Origin of the sequence: Salinivibrio sp. VYel1 (assembly GCF_009377945.1) — a bacterium.
Lineage (GTDB): Bacteria > Pseudomonadota > Gammaproteobacteria > Enterobacterales > Vibrionaceae > Salinivibrio > Salinivibrio siamensis.
Genome location: NZ_RSAM01000009.1, coordinates 127,999 through 144,379 on the forward strand (window position 1 = coordinate 127,999; position 16,381 = coordinate 144,379).

Consider the following 16,381-nt stretch of genomic DNA (forward strand, 5'->3'; position numbering starts at 1 on the left):
GCGATGGCCCCAGAAGCGTTTGTCGAGCTTTTCCAAGATGCGCTCTATTTGGTGTTACTCCTCGTCTCAGCGATTGTGGTGCCTGGTTTGTTGGTTGGCCTGATTGTCGCCATCTTTCAAGCGGCAACCTCGATTAACGAGCAAACGCTGAGCTTTTTACCGCGTTTGATCGCGACCTTTATTGCGCTGATGTTTTTTGGCCACTGGATGACACGAATGCTGATGGAGTATTTCTATCGCTTGATTGATCACATCCCCAACATTCTCTACTGACGAGGCAAGCCATGGAATATCCAGCCTCGGTGATTTTATCTTGGATGGCTAACTACTTTTGGCCCTTTACCCGTATTTCGTCAATGATGATGGCGATGACCTTCTTTGGCGCGCGGTTTGTGCCAGTGAGGATCCGCCTCTACCTCTCTTTAGCGATTACCTTTGCCGTGATGCCCGCGTTACCGGCCGCCCCCGAGAATATCGAGCTGGTCTCTTTTGCGGGGTTTACCGTGCTTGCGCAGCAAGTGATCATAGGTGTGGCGATGGGGATGGTCACTCAATTTATCACCCAAACGTTTGTGGTGTTAGGGCAAATTTTGGGGATGCAGTCGAGCTTGGGTTTCGCATCCATGGTCGACCCGGCTAATGGTCAGAATACCCCTTTGCTAGGGCAGTTTTACTTATTTTTGGCGGTGATGTTGTTTCTCGCCACGGATGGGCATTTAAAAATGCTTAACCTAGTGGTGATGAGCTTTGATACCTTACCGATTGGCGAGATGATTGGTGCTGCCGACTACCGCAGTTTGGCGCAGTGGTTCGGGATCATGTTTAAAGTTGCCCTCAGTATTTCCCTAGCAGGCGTTATCGCCTTGCTGGTGGTCAACTTGTCATTTGGTGTGATGACGCGCGCCGCGCCGCAGCTAAACATTTTCTCTCTTGGCTTCGCTTTTGCATTGTTAATGGGGTTGCTGATCAGCTGGTATTTGCTGTTCGGTATGTTGACGCATTACAACAATCATTGGGAAACAGGGTTAAACCAAGTTTGTTCGCTAATTCGAATTAATTGCGAGTAGAGGCATGGCAGAGAGCGACGGTCAGGAAAGAACAGAAGACGCCACGCCCCGAAGGCAGGAGCAGGCGCGGGAAAAGGGCCAAGTACCGCGCTCAAGAGAACTGGCTTCCGTGGCAGTGTTAGTGGTCGGGGCGATCAGTTTGATGTGGTTCGGGCAAGCGCTGGGCGAAGCCTTAATGGCATTGATGACGCGCCTATTCTCCTTGTCACGTGCAGAGATCTTTGATAGCTCAGAGCTGATGCTGGTGGTGGTCGGTGAGCTACTGCATTTGATTTTGCCACTTGGGCTGATCTTGATTGTGCTATTTATCTCCGGCCTCGTGGGAGCGGCCGGGCTTGGTGGGGTGAGTTTCTCTTGGGAAGCTGCACGGCCTAAGCTGTCGAAAATGAGTCCGCTTTCTGGGTTTAAGCGTATGTTTGGCACCCAAGGCTTGGTCGAGCTATTGAAGTCTATCCTCAAAGTGCTGTTGGTCGCCGGCGTGGCGGCTTATCTGGTTTATGTGAACCTGGAAGACTTCTTTGAGCTGACCATTGATACCTTTCCCAGCAATCTCTACCACGCGCTCGACATATTAATGAACTTCGTATTGCTCGTGTGTTGCTCACTGTTGGTTGTGGTGGTCATTGATGTGCCGTTTCAAATTTGGCAACACAATGAGCAGCTTAAAATGACCAAGCAAGAGGTAAAAGACGAGCACAAAGAAACTGAGGGTAGCCCAGAAGTGAAAGGGCGTATTCGCATGTTGCAGCGTGAGATGGCGCAACGCCGGATGATGGCGGACGTGCCTCAAGCCGATGTGGTCGTGACTAACCCCGAACACTACTCCGTGGCGCTACGCTACAACAGTGATATGGATAGTGCGCCCGTCGTGATAGCTAAAGGCTCGGACTTTACTGCATTGAAAATACGAGAAATTGCGGCTGAATATGACATTGCCATTGTCCCCGCTCCCCCACTGGCGCGGGCATTGTATTTTAGCACCGAGCTTGAGCAACAGATCCCTGACGGTTTGTTTACCGCCGTCGCGCAGGTCTTGGCGTATGTCTTCCAGCTTAAGCAATACAAAAAAGGACGGGGTCGACGACCCACTCGTCCTGATGACGCTTATTTACCTATCCCTTCCGACTTGCAGCATGACTAAGCGTTGCTGAACGCGGCAATGTCAGCGCAGTGCCAAAATGCTGACACTTTATTGTCTTTTTTTGGCGTAAAACTTGCTTCCTCTGCATTCCCGTTTTGATTATACGCGGCACAGGCCCGCGTTCACCAATCATGGATTTGAACGCTTAACATGTTAAAAGCCAACTGGCGATTGCCATTTTCTGACAAAGTGCCTTACCACAAGTTAGGAGCGATGCCGGCTATCGGCGCGCCAGCACTGGTATTAGCGACCTTAGCGATGGTGGTTCTGCCTGTTCCACCGATGCTGCTCGACTTGATGTTCTCATTTAACATTGCATTGTCGCTCGTGGTCTTGCTGGTCACCATTTATACACGGCGCCCACTTGAGTTTGCGGCTTTCCCAGCGGTGCTCTTGATTGCAACGTTAATGCGGCTGGCGCTTAACGTTGCTTCCACGCGTGTGGTTTTGCTTTATGGACACGAGGGCTCGGATGCAGCAGGCCAAGTGATTGGTGCTTTTGGCTCGGTGGTCATTGGTGGTAACTATGCCGTGGGCTTGGTGGTCTTTCTTATCCTGATGATCATTAACTTCATGGTCGTCACCAAAGGTGCGGGCCGGATTTCAGAAGTGACCGCGCGTTTTACCTTGGATGCATTGCCGGGTAAACAAATGGCGATCGATGCCGACTTAAACGCAGGGCTTATCGACCAAGAACAAGCACGGTCACGACGCCAAGAAGTCACGCAAGAAGCGGATTTTTATGGCTCAATGGACGGTGCGTCTAAATTCGTTAAAGGCGATGCCATCGCCGGTATTTTGATCCTTTTCATCAACATTGTGGGTGGCTTGTCTATCGGGATGGGTCAACATGGCTTGGGTTTTTCCGAGGCGTTGGAGGTATATACCTTACTGACCATTGGTGATGGTCTGGTTGCACAAATACCGTCGTTGCTGCTGTCGATAGGCGCCGCCATCATGGTGACGCGACAAAACACCGAAGAAGACATGGGACAACAGGTGGTATTCCAGCTGTTTGATAACCCGCGTGCGTTGATGATTGCCACCGGTATTTTGACGGTGATGGGGCTAGTACCGGGGATGCCTCATGTGCCTTTCTTGCTGCTGGCAGTGATTTGTGGTGGCCTGGCGTACTGGAAATACAAGCAATATCAAAAATCACAGCAAGCGCCGGAGCAAACCGATCTTCCCGAAGCCGCGCCCGCTAAACCGAAAGAGTTATCATGGGACGATGTGCAGCCGGTAGATGTTATCGGACTAGAGGTTGGATATCGTCTGATTGCCATGGTCGATCGTGATCAGGGCGGAGAGCTGCTCGACCGAGTCAAAGGCGTACGTAAAAAGCTGTCGCAAGATTTTGGTTTTTTGATCCCACCGGTACATATTCGCGACAACCTTGAACTGCCACCCCATAACTATCGCATCACCTTAATGGGGGTCGCTGTCGGAGAAGCCGACGTCCACCCTCAACATGAACTCGCGATCAACCCAGGTCAAGTTTTTGGCCCTATCGACGGCGAGCCCACCCAGGATCCGGCTTTCGGCCTTGAGGCGGTTTGGATTGAGCCAAGCCAACGAGAGCATGCCCAAGCGCTCGGTTACACCGTGGTTGACTCTGCCACTGTGTTGGCCACCCACCTTAGCCAGATGTTGACCAACAACGCCGAGCGTTTATTGGGTCATGAGGAAGCGCAAAATCTGGTCGATATGTTAGGTAAGCAAGTACCGCGCTTGGTTGAAGGACTGATCCCGGATCAAATTCCGCTCAGTGTGCTAGTCAAAGTACTGCAAAACTTACTGAGTGAAGCGATCCCTATTCGTGATATTCGCACTATCGTGCAAACCATGGCTGAGTATACCGGTAAGAGTCAAGATCCTGACATTTTAACCGCAGCAGTCAGGATTGCATTGCGTCGTCTGATCGTTCAAGAAATCAATGGCAGCGCCCCTGAACTGCCAGTTATTACGCTTGTTCCTGAACTGGAACAGATGTTGCATAAAACTATGCAGGCATCCGGTGGCGAGTCGACAGGGATTGAGCCGGGTCTGGCTGAGCGGTTGCAGTCTTCGTTGGCTGAAGCGACGCAACAGCAAGAGTTGCAAGGAGAGCCGGCCGTATTGCTAACGTCTGGCGTGCTACGAGCGACATTGGCGAAATTTGTTAAAAACACAATACCGACACTACGCGTCTTGTCTTATCAAGAAGTGCCTGATGAAAAACAAATTCGTATCGTCAATGCGGTTGGCAACAATTAACATCGTTTATGAGTAGGGCAGTGCTTTGAAAATAAAACGTTTTTTTGCAAAGGATATGAGAGCAGCGTTAAGCCAAGTGAAAGAAGAACTTGGCGCTGATGCGGTGATCATGTCTAACAAAAAAGTGACAGGCGGCGTAGAAATTGTCGCGGCGGTTGATGCGGATACAGAGCCAATGCCTGATAAGCCCGCACTAAAAGCGCAGCAACAATCTGCTCAGGCTTATTCTCAGGCTCACCGCCAACTTGCGGATGATCAAGTGCAACTGCGTCAACGGCAACAGGCAGGTGGTCGTCAAAACGGTCATACTAAGCGCCCACCTCGTTTTTCTGCCATGTTGGATGAGTACCGTGACCAATCTCAGCCCGCGGAACCAGAAACAGAAGCTGATTCGTTGAGCGCGTTGCTACAACGCCAACAAAAGCAGCCAGCACGGAGCCCATCGCCATCAGGGGCTGACGAGCGGCCCGCCGCGCTAGGACGCGGTTATGAGCCTCGTCGGCAACTTAAAAGTAGCAGTCGTTCTGGCTGGCAAACGGCTGCCAATAAGTCGAGCGGTCCGCATGCATCTTCGTCAACGTCCAAGCCTAAGCTAGATCCATCCCGGTTTGAGGCACGCCAATCCCAGGCTTCTCATCAAGAAATTGATGCAATGCGTCAGGAAATGGCATCAATTCGAAGCTTATTAGAACACCAATTGTCGGGGCTTATGTGGCAAGAGGTAGAGCGGCGAGAGCCGTTACGCGCCATGCTTATCAAACGCTTAGAGCGTATGGGACTATCTTCTGAGCTAGCGGATCAACTGGCCTGTTATATCCCAGAAGAGACACCACCGAATGAGGCGTGGCAAGCGCTCCTTGACTTGGTTGCGGATCAGGTGATCACGGTTGACGAGAATATGCTAGAAACCGGCGGCGTGATTGCACTTCTTGGTCCGACAGGGGTCGGGAAAACCACTACGATTGCTAAGCTGGCGGCGCGAGCCGCGATGGAATTTGGCCCGGAAGATATTGCCTTGGTGACCACAGATACATTCCGTATCGGTGCCCATGAACAGTTAGCCACGTACGGCCGTATTCTTGGTTGCCCCGTTAAAGTGGCTAAAGATGCCGATGAGCTTGCCGACATCCTTTATCAGCTGCGTCATAGACGCTTGATATTGCTAGATACCGCCGGGATGGGGCAGCGTGATCTTCGCTTGTCGGAACAGCTCGATACCCTGATGCAAAATAGTGGCTCGCATATTCGTAGCCTACTGGTGTTACCGGCGACATCACAACGCCGTGTATTGCAAGAAACCATTGAACATTTTCGCCGCATCCCGTTATCGGGATGTGTTCTGACCAAACTCGATGAATCGCTCAGCCTCGGTGAATTGTTGTGTGTCACCATCGAAAATGCCCTGCCTGTGGCCTACTTAGCCGACGGGCAACGTGTGCCGGAAGATATCCGCCAAGCCACGGGACAGTTCCTGGTTGGCAAAGCCAGTGAAATGTTGGAGTCAGGTGCGGATCAGCACAATCACTTCTGGAACAGTGATGTCCCAGAGTCGAATGGGGCGGACTTTTATGATTGAGACAAGCATGCAAGATCAAGCAAGCGGCCTGCGCCGTTTAACCAATCCGTCACGCACCAAGGTTATTACCGTAACCGGGGGAAAAGGTGGCGTAGGAAAAACCAATGTCACGCTGGGAATGGCCGCGTCTATGGCTCGCCAAGGGAAAAAAGTCATGGTGTTGGATGCCGACCTTGGCCTCGCCAATGTGGATGTGCTACTTGGCCTAAGAGCGGGCAAGAATCTGTCTCATGTGCTTCAAGGCGTCTGTGATCTGAAAGATATTATTCTCGAAGGTCCGCACGGTATGAAAATCGTACCTGCATCGTCTGGTCTTCAAGGTATGACGGAGCTCACACCGGCGCAACATGCTGGTTTAATTCGCGCTTTTGGTACACTCGAAGAAGAGGTTGATGTACTCTTAGTGGATACTGCCGCGGGGATTTCAGACATGGTACTGAGTTTCTCGCGCGCCGCACAAGATGTCGTCATTGTGGTCTGTGATGAACCTACATCAATTACTGATGCGTATGCATTGATTAAAGTACTCAGCCGTGAACATGGTGTGACACGCTTTAAAGTTGTTGCAAATATGGTCAGAAGCTACCGTGAAGGACGAGACTTGTTCACAAAATTAACGCGAGTCACTGAAAGGTTTCTCAATGCTAATCTAGAATTAGTAGCATGTGTTCCCGTTGACGAAAGGGTGAGGCAAGCAGTGAGAAAACAAAAAGTTGTCATTGACGCATTTCCTCGCTCGCCCGCATCATTGGCAATGAATGCGCTGGCGAACAAAGCGCTGACTTGGCCGGTGCCGCGAAATCCGGGAGGCCATCTTGAGTTTTTTGTTGAGCGGTTGCTTATCAAAAATGATGACGCAGGAGAGTTAGTTCGTGAATAGAGCGCTCACGTATAGCCGCACAGGGGCAGATCGCCAAGCGGTACTTGAGCGTTATTCGAGTTTGGTCAAGCGCATCGCGCATCACTTGATGGGGCGCTTGCCACCGAGTGTTCAAGTAGAAGATTTGATCCAAGCTGGTATGGTCGGCCTCCTTGAGGCACAGCAAAATTATGACCCCTCCAAAGGGGCGAGTTTTGAAACTTATGCCGGTATTCGAATTCGCGGTGCTATGCTGGATGATATGCGCCGCGGTGACTGGGTGCCACGGTCTGTCCACAAGGCGAGTCGTTCAATCAGTGATGCTATCGCATCGCTAGAAAAAGCGTTAGGTCGGGATCCAACCGACGTGGAGGTTGCAGAAAAGCTTGATATGAGCTTAGAGCAGTACCATCAGGCGCTTAACGATGTAAACTGTGGACGTTTGATCGGGATGGATGATCTGGGCGTCTCTGAAGATGCATTCACAACAGAGAGTCGCCGTAATGACAACACTCCCTTTCAGGGTGTTGCGGAAGACAGTTTCAAAGCCGCATTAGCGGCGGCGATAAAAAGTCTTCCTGAAAGAGAGGCGCTGGTGCTATCTCTTTATTATGATGAGGAATTAAACCTCAAAGAGATAGGAGCAGTGATAGGGGTCAGTGAATCCCGGGTCTGTCAGATTCAAAGTCAGGCTACGCAACGTTTGAGAGCTAAGCTATCCGCTTGGCATAGTGAGTAAGTAACTGTTTCGACAATAAAACGAGACCTCACCGGAGGCAACCTTGGATAAAAACATGAAAATTCTCGTTGTTGATGATTTTTCAACAATGCGCCGTATCGTAAAGAATCTTCTTCGTGACTTAGGTTTCAACAATACCGTTGAAGCGGATGACGGCTTAACCGCGCTGCCAATCCTCAAAAAAGGCGGTATTGATTTTGTCGTGACCGATTGGAATATGCCTGGTATGCAGGGGATTGACTTGCTTAAAGAAATCCGTAAGGACGGCGATCTTAAGCACCTGCCTGTATTGATGATCACCGCTGAGGCGAAGCGCGAGCAAATTGTAGAAGCCGCGCAAGCAGGGGTGAACGGTTACATTGTTAAACCTTTTACTGCCGCTACGTTGAAAGAAAAGCTCGATAAGATTTTCGAGCGTATGTAATTCGCAAGCGCACAGTAAGAAGGAACCGCCATGATCAATCTGGACCAAGCGAAACAATTGGTCGCGTATCTTGAAAACGGAGAGCAAGATAACGCTAATACGCTTCTTACCGAAATAGCGAAAGAAGCGCGTGACCCACTGTTCAATGAAGTGGGGAAGCTCACCCGCCAATTACATGACTCGATTACTGACTTTCGTTTGGATCCTAGAGTGAGTGATTTGGCCAACGTGGATATCCCTGACGCTCGCGACAGGCTCACGTATGTCATGCAGAAAACCGAATTGGCCGCCAACAAAACCATGGATTCGGTTGAACGAACCATGCCGATAGCAAGCGAGCTGCAAGACAACTTGCAAGCTGTTCGCCCCAACTGGAACAGCCTGATGCGCGGTGAGATTGCCTTGGATGAGTTCAAGTCGTTGTGTCACAACATTGACGAACTCTTGACCCAAGTAGAAGGGGGCGCGACAGAATTGCACGCGCACCTGACTGAAATCCTCATGGCACAAGACTTCCAAGACTTAACCGGCCAAGTTATTCGGCGCGTGATTGAATTGGTGCAAGAAGTTGAGCAACAGCTGGTAGAAATACTTACCGCCTTTGGCATGGATGGCGCTGCGATTGACGCAGCACCGGCGAAAAAAGCAGATGATACCACCGATAAGTCAGCCCCTGAGGGTCCTGTGATTCACCCTGAAGAGCGCGATGACGTGGTTCACAGCCAAGATGATGTTGACGATTTATTATCGAGTTTGGGTTTTTAGAGGTGCGCTATGAGCTTTGAGATGGATGAAGAAATCCTTCAGGACTTTTTGATTGAAGCGGGAGAGATCCTCGAGCAGATGTCTGAGCAGCTGGTCGATTTGGAGCGTGCCCCTGATGATGCAGACTTACTAAACAGTATTTTCCGTGGCTTCCACACGGTAAAAGGTGGCGCGGGCTTTCTTGGCTTAAATGCGCTGGTCGATACGTGCCACGGTGCTGAAAACGTCTTTGACAACTTACGTAATCACGGACGTGAGGTGACATCAGATGTGATGGACACCATTTTGCAGGCGCTGGACACTGTCAATGATCAATTCGCCGCGGTACAAAACCGCGAAGAGCCAGTGCCAGCCGATGGTGCCTTGCTTGAAGCACTACACCGCTATGCGAAACCCGCGAGTGAAGATGAGGCTGTGGTGGAAGAGCCTGCACCTGAACCAGACCCCGAGCCAGAACCCGAACCTGAACCTGAGGCGTCTGAAAGTGACGCATCAAACCAAGACGACAGTGCGATCAGTGGCGACTCAGTGGATGAGATCACCCAAGATGAATTCGACAAGTTGCTCGATCAGCTCCATGGTGAGGGAAAAGCACCCACGGCGTCTGATTCAGCATCAGAAAAGCCTGAGGTGGTGGAAAGCACTGAGGCGGATAGCGGCGATATTACCGACGACGAGTTCGAAAAACTGCTTGATGATTTGCACGGTGCAGGTAAAGGCCCTGCTGGAGGGGCAAGCGACACCAGCAATGAAAGTCCATCAGCGCCATCGGATAAGCCCGCTTCGGCGTCGTCCCAATCTGGTGGTGATGAGCTGATCGATGACGACGAGTTTGAAAAGCTCTTGGATGATTTGCACGGTAAAGGCAAAGGCCCCGCCGCCGAAGCGGAGAAAGCGAAAGCGGATGCCGATAAGGTGGATGCACAAGCCAAACCTCAGCCAAAGTCGGAGCCTGCGCCCGCACAAAAAGCGAGCAAGCCTGAGCCCGCGAAAGAAAGTACACCGAAAAGTGCCGGCGCGGGTGCTAAAGCGCCTGCTGCGGCAGAAAAGGCACCTGAGAAGAAGCCACCGGCCGCCCCTCAACAAGAGCAAACGGTACGAGTTAATACCTCCACGCTTGACGGCATTATGAATATGGTCGGTGAGCTGGTGTTGGTGCGTAACCGCTTAGTGAGTCTGGGCCAAAGCAGCAACGATGAAAGCATGGCCAAGGCGGTTACCAACCTAGATGTGGTTACTGCCGACTTGCAAGGCGCGGTGATGAAAACGCGTATGCAGCCAATTAAAAAAGTATTTGGCCGCTTCCCCCGCGTTGTCCGTGACTTAGCACGTAGCTTGAAAAAAGAAATCGTCCTGGAAATGCAGGGCGAAGAAACCGATCTGGATAAAAACCTGGTCGAAGCGCTGGCTGACCCTATGGTCCACTTGGTACGTAACTCGGTGGATCACGGTATTGAAATGCCTGATGAGCGTGAAAAAGCGGGTAAACCTCGTGTCGGTACCATCACCCTCAAAGCGTCACAAGAAGGGGATCATATTCTCCTGACCATTGCTGATGACGGTGGCGGTATGGATGCTGAAAAGCTGAAGAGCATCGCGGTTGACCGTGGTGTCCTTGATGCAGAAGCGGCGGCTCGCTTAAGTAATAGTGAAGCGTACAACCTGATTTTTGCTCCTGGCTTTTCAACCAAAACCGAGATTTCCGATATTTCTGGTCGTGGTGTGGGGATGGATGTGGTGAAAACCGGCATCACCAAGCTTAATGGCTCGATTAATATCGACTCTGAGTTAGGTCGAGGGACAGTCCTGGAAATCAAGGTGCCATTAACGCTGGCGATATTGCCAACCTTGATGGTAGGCGTTGGTGAAAATCCGTTTGCCTTCCCGCTGTCGAATGTCAGTGAAATTATCAGCTTGGACATGTCCAAAACCAACACGGTGGATGGGCAGCTTACCTTGATTGTTCGAGACAAAGCCATCCCGATTTTCTTCTTGCAAGATTGGTTGTGTAAAGGATCAACTGATATCGATAAAACCAAGGGACATGTGGTGATCGTGCAAATCGCGCATCAACGCATCGCGTTTGTGGTAGACACCTTGTTTGGTCAAGAGGAGGTGGTCATTAAGCCACTTGACGAACTACTTCAAGGGACGCCGGGAATGGCAGGGGCAACCATCACCAGTGATGGTCATATTGCTCTGATCTTGGATGTGCCCAACCTGTTGAAACATTACGCAGGTTAATTTGAGAAAAGGACGCCCATGGCAGTAAAAGTATTGGTGGTAGATGACTCCAGTTTCTTCCGTCGCCGTGTTAGTGAAATCATCAATGCCGATCCGAGAATGGAGGTCATTGATAGTGCAGTGAATGGCAAGGAAGCGGTGGAAAAAACCGCTCAACTCAAGCCTGACGTTGTCACTATGGATGTGGAGATGCCAGTACTTGATGGTATCTCGGCGGTGCGCCAGATCATGGCGCAAACGCCCACACCAATTTTGATGTTTTCATCGTTGACGCATGATGGGGCGAAAGCCACGTTAGATGCACTTGAAGCTGGGGCGCTCGACTTTCTTCCTAAAAAGTTTGAGGACATCGCTCGCAATCGCGAAGAAGCGACCAGTTTACTGCAACAGCGCGTACTCGAAATTGCGCGTAAACGGCCGGTACTTCGACGTGCGACGCGCCCATCCTCCCCAGGCAGTACTGGGCAAACGGCTTCGCCATCGGGCGGTGTGCGCACGCCTGCGCGCCCAGCGTCCCGCCCTGCGGTGGGGACGAGTGCGCCGTCCAAGGCGCCAGCGCGATTTACCGCCACAGGGAAACGTTACCAATTGATGGCGATTGGTACGTCGACCGGTGGTCCCGTTGCGTTGCAAAAAGTACTGACCAAGCTACCTGCAAACTTTCCGCTGCCGATTGTTTTGATTCAACATATGCCTGCCACATTCACATCGGCGTTTGCGCAGCGCCTGAATGGACTGAGCAAAATCACTGTCGTTGAAGCGAAAGATGGGGACACGCTCAAACCTGGGCACGCCTACCTGGCGCCGGGAGGGATGCAAATGATGATTGATGGCAGACCAGGCGCGGCACGTCTAAAAATTCTCGACGGCGGCGAGCGGATGAATTACAAGCCTTGTGTGGATGTGACCTTTGGCTCCGCCGCTAAAATATATGGCGATAAGGTTCTGTCGATGGTGCTCACCGGTATGGGCGCAGATGGTCGAGAGGGCGCACGTATGCTAAAAAGCGCGGGGGCAACTATCTGGGCACAGGACGAAGAAAGCTGTGTCGTTTATGGCATGCCGCAAGCAGTGGCGAAAGCGGGTATCTCGTCGGAAGACTTACCGCTGGAGAGGATCGCCGAACGCATCATGGTTGAGCTGAATTTAAAATAAGGAGTGGGGCTTGATAGTCTGGAGTATCGCCAACCAAAAGGGCGGTGTTGGTAAGACAACCACCACGGTGACATTGGCAGGATTGATCAGTGAACGTAAGAAACGTGTCCTGCTAGTGGATACGGATCCACACGCTTCTCTCTCGACCTATTTGAATTTTGATTCAGAGCAGCTGCCAGCGAGCTTGTTTGATTTGTTTCAACTACAAACTGTCAATAAAGAGACTGTGAAGCCGCTCATTGTCAAAACACAGTTTGAGAATATGGACTTAATTCCTGCACACATGTCGCTGGCGACGTTAGACCGTGTGATGGGGAACCGGGGTGGCATGGGGTTGGTGCTAAAAAAAGCACTGGATGCATTGGCTGACGAATATGACTATGTGTTGATTGATTGCCCACCGATTTTGGGCGTGATGATGGTCAACGCGTTGGCGGCCAGTCATCGTGTATTGATCCCGGTTCAGACCGAGTTTTTGGCGATGAAAGGGTTGGAACGTATGATGCGCACGTTGCAGATCATGCAAAAGTCTCGTAGCTCTAACTTTAATCTCACTATCATTCCAACCATGTACGACAAGCGTACGCGGGCATCGCTGGAAACCCTACAGGAGCTTAAAATTCGCTATAGCGATCAGGTCTGGGCCTCAGCCGTGCCTATCGATACTAAGTTTCGAGATGCAAGCTTAAAGCATATGCCAGCGTCTTTCTATGCGAAAAATTGCCGTGGTGTATTTGCCTACAAAACTCTATTAACCTATTTGGAGCGACTGGAGCAGGATGAACAAGCATAATGCCCTATCCAGTGGTCAAGCGCTCGACGATTACTTTGAGGCCCTGCTGGATGACTTAGGTGAGGTAGCCCAACCAGGCAAACAGCCTGTAGAGCCCGCTAGTGCCACGCCGGAGGTGTCGTCTGCATCGTACCTCGGTGATGCTTCCCCACGGCTTCAGCCACAGCCTATAATGAATGCGGGAATACCTGAGCCGGTCGCGTATGCTGAGCCGGAACGCGACTTGGCGGAAGTCGAGCGATTACTTGCCCAGCTCAAAGTCGATGAAGAGGCGGAGCTGGAAACGAAAACGGCGACCCAAACTGAAGAAGACGTTGCCCAAGAGACGGCCGAGCAGGTTGTCGATCCTGCTGTGGAAGAGGCACAAGAGCAAACCCTTGAAACCTATACCATGGCCGATTGGGGGCTTGATGTTGAGGAGCAGGTTCAGGTAGACGAGGCGGTCCCTGAGGTAGAAACTCTTACCGAGACCGAGACCGAGACCGAGACCGAGACCGAGACCGAGACCGAGACCGAGACCGAGACCGAGACCGAGACCGAGACCGAGACCGAGACCGAAGCGTACGTCGATGTCGCGGTAGAAGCAGAACAAGCTGATCCGGAACTTGATACAGAGGCCGTTGAGGAGACGGTACAAGCAGAGCAGATTCACGACGAGGCTGAAGCCGACACGCAAGCCGGTGACGATCTGCCCCCCACTCAATGGGAAAATGCTGAAACGGAAGCAGAGTTTCAGGTATTATTCTTTGAAAGCATGGGTGTGACCTACGCGGTCCCTTTAGCCGAATTGGGCGGTATTCATCAATTGGGCGAGTGCAATCGCCTTATCGGTCGGCCGGATTGGTATCTAGGATTGCAGACAGAAAAGCAACAACAGCTTGATGTTGTTGATACCGCTCGCTGGGTGATGCCAGAAAAACTGGCAGATAATCAGCACAGGGACGACTATAATTATATTGTGATTCTGGGCGATAGTAAGTGGGGACTGGCGTGTGATCAGTTACTCGGTACTCAGACGCTCAGTGGCAAAGCGATTCGCTGGCGAAAACAAGCGGGAAAGCGACCTTGGCTAGCGGGCATGGTTAAAGAAAAAATGTGTGCTCTGATCCATGTTCAAGCATTTATTGCTATGTTAAATCAGGGAATTGACGCCAAGGCGATGGCGTAATAACTAGTTACACAGCGCGTAAAGAGGAAAATCAATGTCTCAGGTAGCTGAAATTCAAAAAGAAGGCGTCAATGACGAGGTGTTGCAGTGGGTTACTTTTCAGCTTGAAGAAGAGACCTACGGCATTAATGTAATGCAGGTACGTGAAGTGCTGCGTTACACTGAGATTGCACCCGTACCGGGCGCCCCTGACTATGTATTAGGTATCATTAACTTGCGCGGCAACGTCGTTACCGTGATAGATACACGGTCGCGTTTTGGCTTGGCGTCAGCCGAGGTCACCGATAACACGCGCGTGATCGTTATCGAAGCCGAGACCCAGGTGATTGGTATTATGGTTGATAGCGTCGCGGAAGTGGTGTACCTGAAAACATCAGAAATCGATACCACGCCAAGTGTTGGCACGGAAGAAAGCGCTAAGTTTATTCAAGGCGTGAGTAACCGCAATGGCGAGCTTCTTATCTTGGTTGATCTCAACAAGCTGTTGACCGACGAAGAATGGAATGAGATGGCAATGCTGTAATGATGGAGCTTGTGCTGACGTGGTCGCCTGTTGCTGTGACGGTGGTGTTTGCCATCGTTGCTTTATGGCGCCTTCGCGCAGAAAAGCGTGCCAGGCAGCGACTAGAGAATAAGCTGCAAGCTATGGAAACCGTGCTCAAGAGTGCGCGTCAACGCCATGACAGCTTAGCGAAGCAATTTAATGAATTGCGGGCAGGTAGCATGGGGATGGGGCAGAAGCTCGCCGATTTATCTGCCAATGTGGATGAGTTGTTAGAAAAGCATGTTGAGCTGGAAATGCAGGATTCGGAAAGCCGTCTCTATAGTCGAGCCAGTAAAATGGTTGATTTGGGCGCGGATGTTGATGAGTTAATGCAAGAGTGTGATCTCCCCAAAGCAGAGGCCGAATTGCTGCTTAATCTGCGTAAACGACAAGCTGCCAATCAGCAGCGCTAACCACTAAAACTCTCCGATACCCTATACCAAGGTGTCTATCGGTGTATGTCCCTGCCAACCTGGCGGGGTCTTTCCCTCCAGTACCCAAGCGTACGCAATCAATTCGGCAATCACTCGATAGAGCTCAGGTGGGATCTCATCATCTTTATCTAATCGGTCTAGCCAGGCGAGTAAATGAGCATCTTGATGAATGAGTGCACCTTGCTCACTCAAGGCCTCAATCAGCTCCAGCGCCAGTTGATCAGTGGCTTTCGCTTTGACTTTTGGGGCCTGGTAGCCGTCATACCCGAGAGCCACTGCGCGTTTTTTATCTTTCATCATTAAACCCTCATGGAAATGCCAGCGGCTGGCACATCACTCTCTGATTCTGGTCCGGTTTCATCGATCTCTTCACTGATCGCTATATCTAAGGCAATCGCTTGATGCGCAAACCGCTCACTGAGCCAGTCAAGCGTTTGATGAATGCGGTGTTTGAGTGTCGTTGTCGGTGTGGTCAGTGTGAGTGCTCTTTCGTGCTTGGACAAGGTTAAGTCGGCACGGACAAATTGGTGCCTAACCGGAAGATATAGGCGAACGTGCCACTGAACCGTTTCCTCAGTGGAGGGAGACGTTTGTTCACCTTGTTTTTTTGCCGTGACACGAACGGGCGGCCGCTGGAGATCGGAAAAAGGTAATACCCATTGCCACTCGCCAGGGCGTGATGACTCAGCCACTCTTTGCTCGGCCATCAGTCTTAATGAACCCGTAAGATTATCGCCCTCTGACTGGGGCGAGAGCCATTGCTTGAGTAGTGTGGCAAGCAACTTATCGGCAGGGCGTTGTGTGAGCCACTGGACAATGGTGTCTGAACTGGTTCCCTGTTGATGGCCGGGAGTGGGAAGCGTCCAAGCGGTAAGTAGTGATTGCATTAACGCTTGGGTTGATGCTGGCTGTTGTCTCATGGTGGCAGTCAGTGCAGGTAACAAATGTAACTGGGCTAACACATCGGCCAACCCTGTGCTGGCCGCGGTATGTATTAGGGTAAATTGTGCCTGCGACAGCGCGCGGCCATCGATTGATGGCAAGGACGGTGAGGCGATGGCTGCGGGTTTTACCATCAAATGCTGTAGATTGGTTGGTGCAATCTTCATGGTTTCTCACAATTATTTACGCGAGTCACACTTTGCAACCCTGTGGTAACTAACAGTCATTTTGACCATTGTGGTACTATGCGTCCACTTTTGTAACACAAGCAGGA

Annotated in this window: 17 protein-coding genes; 15 read left to right on the plus strand and 2 right to left on the minus strand. The window is 51.2% G+C overall.

Going from position 1 to position 16,381, the window contains the following annotated elements; genetic code table 11:
• Positions 1-3 precede the first annotated feature (3 nt).
• From fliQ to EHW58_RS10375, 15 genes are all read left to right on the plus strand, one after another.
• Entirely contained in the window at positions 4-273 is a 270-nt protein-coding gene (gene fliQ, locus EHW58_RS10305) for a flagellar biosynthesis protein FliQ (RefSeq protein ID WP_046074938.1), read from the plus strand.
• Between the two features lie 11 nt (positions 274-284).
• A complete protein-coding gene (gene fliR / locus EHW58_RS10310; RefSeq protein WP_152796257.1) occupies positions 285-1,067 on the plus strand; it encodes a flagellar biosynthetic protein FliR in 783 nt (260 codons plus the stop codon).
• Positions 1,068-1,071: 4 nt separating this feature from the next.
• A complete protein-coding gene (gene flhB / locus EHW58_RS10315) occupies positions 1,072-2,208 on the plus strand; it encodes a flagellar biosynthesis protein FlhB (protein ID WP_152796260.1) in 1,137 nt (378 codons plus the stop codon).
• A 150-nt stretch (positions 2,209-2,358) separates the two neighbouring features.
• Positions 2,359-4,464, plus strand: coding sequence for a flagellar biosynthesis protein FlhA (gene flhA, locus EHW58_RS10320; RefSeq protein WP_152796262.1), 2,106 nt, complete (start codon positions 2,359-2,361; stop codon positions 4,462-4,464).
• 55 nt (positions 4,465-4,519) lie between these two features.
• Complete coding sequence (gene flhF / locus EHW58_RS10325; RefSeq protein ID WP_370517852.1) at positions 4,520-6,040, plus strand: flagellar biosynthesis protein FlhF; 1,521 nt, start codon at positions 4,520-4,522, stop codon at positions 6,038-6,040.
• A complete protein-coding gene (locus tag EHW58_RS10330; RefSeq protein WP_046074933.1) occupies positions 6,033-6,920 on the plus strand; it encodes a MinD/ParA family protein in 888 nt (295 codons plus the stop codon). Before flhF ends, EHW58_RS10330 begins: the two co-directional genes overlap by 8 nt.
• Complete coding sequence (locus EHW58_RS10335) at positions 6,913-7,638, plus strand: RNA polymerase sigma factor FliA (protein WP_077578014.1); 726 nt, start codon at positions 6,913-6,915, stop codon at positions 7,636-7,638. Before EHW58_RS10330 ends, EHW58_RS10335 begins: the two co-directional genes overlap by 8 nt.
• A 55-nt stretch (positions 7,639-7,693) precedes the next feature.
• Positions 7,694-8,062, plus strand: a complete 369-nt coding sequence (gene cheY / locus EHW58_RS10340) for a chemotaxis response regulator CheY (protein WP_046074931.1) — start codon at positions 7,694-7,696, stop codon at positions 8,060-8,062.
• A 30-nt stretch (positions 8,063-8,092) separates the two neighbouring features.
• The gene (locus tag EHW58_RS10345; protein WP_152796266.1) at positions 8,093-8,827 is read left to right on the plus strand and encodes a protein phosphatase CheZ; all 735 of its coding nucleotides are present in this window, start codon (positions 8,093-8,095) and stop codon (positions 8,825-8,827) included.
• A 9-nt stretch (positions 8,828-8,836) separates the two neighbouring features.
• Positions 8,837-11,071: a chemotaxis protein CheA gene (locus tag EHW58_RS10350; RefSeq protein ID WP_152796268.1), complete on the plus strand. Its 2,235-nt coding sequence runs from the start codon at positions 8,837-8,839 to the stop codon at positions 11,069-11,071.
• A gap of 18 nt (positions 11,072-11,089) precedes the next feature.
• The gene (locus EHW58_RS10355; protein WP_046074928.1) at positions 11,090-12,226 is read left to right on the plus strand and encodes a chemotaxis response regulator protein-glutamate methylesterase; all 1,137 of its coding nucleotides are present in this window, start codon (positions 11,090-11,092) and stop codon (positions 12,224-12,226) included.
• 10 nt (positions 12,227-12,236) lie between these two features.
• Positions 12,237-13,019 (plus strand): ParA family protein, encoded by a 783-nt coding sequence (locus EHW58_RS10360; RefSeq protein ID WP_046074927.1) that lies wholly within the window; start codon positions 12,237-12,239, stop codon positions 13,017-13,019.
• Positions 13,006-14,187 (plus strand): chemotaxis protein CheW, encoded by a 1,182-nt coding sequence (locus tag EHW58_RS10365; RefSeq protein ID WP_152796270.1) that lies wholly within the window; start codon positions 13,006-13,008, stop codon positions 14,185-14,187. The genes EHW58_RS10360 and EHW58_RS10365 overlap by 14 nt, the downstream gene beginning before the upstream one ends.
• Positions 14,188-14,221: 34 nt before the next feature.
• Positions 14,222-14,710 (plus strand): chemotaxis protein CheW, encoded by a 489-nt coding sequence (locus EHW58_RS10370; protein WP_021023081.1) that lies wholly within the window; start codon positions 14,222-14,224, stop codon positions 14,708-14,710.
• Positions 14,710-15,144 carry a DUF2802 domain-containing protein gene (locus EHW58_RS10375; RefSeq protein WP_046074924.1) on the plus strand — a complete coding sequence of 145 codons (435 nt, stop codon included), beginning with the start codon at positions 14,710-14,712 and terminating at the stop codon, positions 15,142-15,144. The genes EHW58_RS10370 and EHW58_RS10375 overlap by 1 nt, the downstream gene beginning before the upstream one ends.
• Positions 15,145-15,165: 21 nt before the next feature.
• Here the strand turns inward: EHW58_RS10375 and EHW58_RS10380 are convergent, their stop codons facing one another.
• Positions 15,166-15,465: an EscU/YscU/HrcU family type III secretion system export apparatus switch protein gene (locus tag EHW58_RS10380; RefSeq protein WP_370517160.1), complete on the minus strand. Its 300-nt coding sequence runs from the start codon at positions 15,463-15,465 to the stop codon at positions 15,166-15,168.
• Positions 15,465-16,274: a hypothetical protein gene (locus EHW58_RS10385; protein WP_152796272.1), complete on the minus strand. Its 810-nt coding sequence runs from the start codon at positions 16,272-16,274 to the stop codon at positions 15,465-15,467. Before EHW58_RS10385 ends, EHW58_RS10380 begins: the two co-directional genes overlap by 1 nt.
• Between the last annotated feature and the right edge of the window lie 107 nt (positions 16,275-16,381).

What these genes read in the sequence shown, in the direction of transcription:
- fliQ (WP_046074938.1), top strand. Translation starts at nt 4, where the DNA reads ATGGCCCCAGAAGCGTTTGTCGAGCTTTTCCAAGATGCGCTCTATTTG.
- fliR (WP_152796257.1), top strand. Translation starts at nt 285, where the DNA reads ATGGAATATCCAGCCTCGGTGATTTTATCTTGGATGGCTAACTACTTT.
- flhB (WP_152796260.1), top strand. Translation starts at nt 1,072, where the DNA reads ATGGCAGAGAGCGACGGTCAGGAAAGAACAGAAGACGCCACGCCCCGA.
- flhA (WP_152796262.1), top strand. Translation starts at nt 2,359, where the DNA reads ATGTTAAAAGCCAACTGGCGATTGCCATTTTCTGACAAAGTGCCTTAC.
- flhF (WP_370517852.1), top strand. Translation starts at nt 4,520, where the DNA reads ATGAGAGCAGCGTTAAGCCAAGTGAAAGAAGAACTTGGCGCTGATGCG.
- EHW58_RS10330 (WP_046074933.1), top strand. Translation starts at nt 6,033, where the DNA reads ATGATTGAGACAAGCATGCAAGATCAAGCAAGCGGCCTGCGCCGTTTA.
- cheY (WP_046074931.1), top strand. Translation starts at nt 7,694, where the DNA reads ATGAAAATTCTCGTTGTTGATGATTTTTCAACAATGCGCCGTATCGTA.
- EHW58_RS10345 (WP_152796266.1), top strand. Translation starts at nt 8,093, where the DNA reads ATGATCAATCTGGACCAAGCGAAACAATTGGTCGCGTATCTTGAAAAC.
- EHW58_RS10350 (WP_152796268.1), top strand. Translation starts at nt 8,837, where the DNA reads ATGAGCTTTGAGATGGATGAAGAAATCCTTCAGGACTTTTTGATTGAA.
- EHW58_RS10355 (WP_046074928.1), top strand. Translation starts at nt 11,090, where the DNA reads ATGGCAGTAAAAGTATTGGTGGTAGATGACTCCAGTTTCTTCCGTCGC.
- EHW58_RS10365 (WP_152796270.1), top strand. Translation starts at nt 13,006, where the DNA reads ATGAACAAGCATAATGCCCTATCCAGTGGTCAAGCGCTCGACGATTAC.
- EHW58_RS10370 (WP_021023081.1), top strand. Translation starts at nt 14,222, where the DNA reads ATGTCTCAGGTAGCTGAAATTCAAAAAGAAGGCGTCAATGACGAGGTG.
- EHW58_RS10375 (WP_046074924.1), top strand. Translation starts at nt 14,710, where the DNA reads ATGATGGAGCTTGTGCTGACGTGGTCGCCTGTTGCTGTGACGGTGGTG.
- EHW58_RS10380 (WP_370517160.1), bottom strand. Translation starts at nt 15,465, where the DNA reads ATGATGAAAGATAAAAAACGCGCAGTGGCTCTCGGGTATGACGGCTAC.
- EHW58_RS10385 (WP_152796272.1), bottom strand. Translation starts at nt 16,274, where the DNA reads ATGAAGATTGCACCAACCAATCTACAGCATTTGATGGTAAAACCCGCA.